Source organism: Curtobacterium sp. 'Ferrero' (assembly GCF_002412165.1).
In the GTDB taxonomy this organism is placed as follows: Bacteria; Actinomycetota; Actinomycetes; order Actinomycetales; family Microbacteriaceae; genus Curtobacterium.
The window spans coordinates 1-1,463 of sequence record NZ_NXIA01000047.1 but is presented as its reverse complement, the minus strand read 5'-3'; the positions used below and the strand labels follow the sequence as shown (position 1 = coordinate 1,463).

The following is a 1,463-nucleotide window of genomic DNA, read 5'->3' as shown; positions in this document are numbered from 1 at the left end:
GCCCAGCTTGCTGGGTGGATTAGTGGCGAACGGGTGAGTAACACGTGAGTAACCTGCCCCTGACTCTGGGATAAGCGTTGGAAACGACGTCTAATACTGGATATGACTACTGGTCGCATGGCCTGGTGGTGGAAAGATTTTTTGGTTGGGGATGGACTCGCGGCCTATCAGCTTGTTGGTGAGGTAATGGCTCACCAAGGCGACGACGGGTAGCCGGCCTGAGAGGGTGACCGGCCACACTGGGACTGAGACACGGCCCAGACTCCTACGGGAGGCAGCAGTGGGGAATATTGCACAATGGGCGAAAGCCTGATGCAGCAACGCCGCGTGAGGGATGACGGCCTTCGGGTTGTAAACCTCTTTTAGTAGGGAAGAAGCGAGAGTGACGGTACCTGCAGAAAAAGCACCGGCTAACTACGTGCCAGCAGCCGCGGTAATACGTAGGGTGCAAGCGTTGTCCGGAATTATTGGGCGTAAAGAGCTCGTAGGCGGTTTGTCGCGTCTGCTGTGAAATCCCGAGGCTCAACCTCGGGCTTGCAGTGGGTACGGGCAGACTAGAGTGCGGTAGGGGAGATTGGAATTCCTGGTGTAGCGGTGGAATGCGCAGATATCAGGAGGAACACCGATGGCGAAGGCAGATCTCTGGGCCGTAACTGACGCTGAGGAGCGAAAGCGTGGGGAGCGAACAGGATTAGATACCCTGGTAGTCCACGCCGTAAACGTTGGGCGCTAGATGTAGGGACCTTTCCACGGTTTCTGTGTCGTAGCTAACGCATTAAGCGCCCCGCCTGGGGAGTACGGCCGCAAGGCTAAAACTCAAAGGAATTGACGGGGGCCCGCACAAGCGGCGGAGCATGCGGATTAATTCGATGCAACGCGAAGAACCTTACCAAGGCTTGACATACACCGGTAACGGCCAGAGATGGTCGCCCCCTTGTGGTCGGTGTACAGGTGGTGCATGGTTGTCGTCAGCTCGTGTCGTGAGATGTTGGGTTAAGTCCCGCAACGAGCGCAACCCTCGTTCTATGTTGCCAGCGCGTTATGGCGGGGACTCATAGGAGACTGCCGGGGTCAACTCGGAGGAAGGTGGGGATGACGTCAAATCATCATGCCCCTTATGTCTTGGGCTTCACGCATGCTACAATGGCCGGTACAAAGGGCTGCGATACCGTAAGGTGGAGCGAATCCCAAAAAGCCGGTCTCAGTTCGGATTGAGGTCTGCAACTCGACCTCATGAAGTCGGAGTCGCTAGTAATCGCAGATCAGCAACGCTGCGGTGAATACGTTCCCGGGCCTTGTACACACCGCCCGTCAAGTCATGAAAGTCGGTAACACCCGAAGCCGGTGGCCTAACCCTTGTGGAAGGAGCCGTCGAAGGTGGGATCGGTGATTAGGACTAAGTCGTAACAAGGTAGCCGTACCGGAAGGTGCGGCTGGATCACCTCCTTTCTAAGGAGCATCTG

General features: G+C 56.6%; 1 rRNA gene. It reads left to right on the top strand.

Going from position 1 to position 1,463, the window contains the following annotated elements:
- Positions 1 to 1,449 (top strand): 16S ribosomal RNA (locus tag Csp2054_RS17565); the annotation flags it as partial.
- Positions 1,450 to 1,463 lie beyond the last annotated feature (14 nt).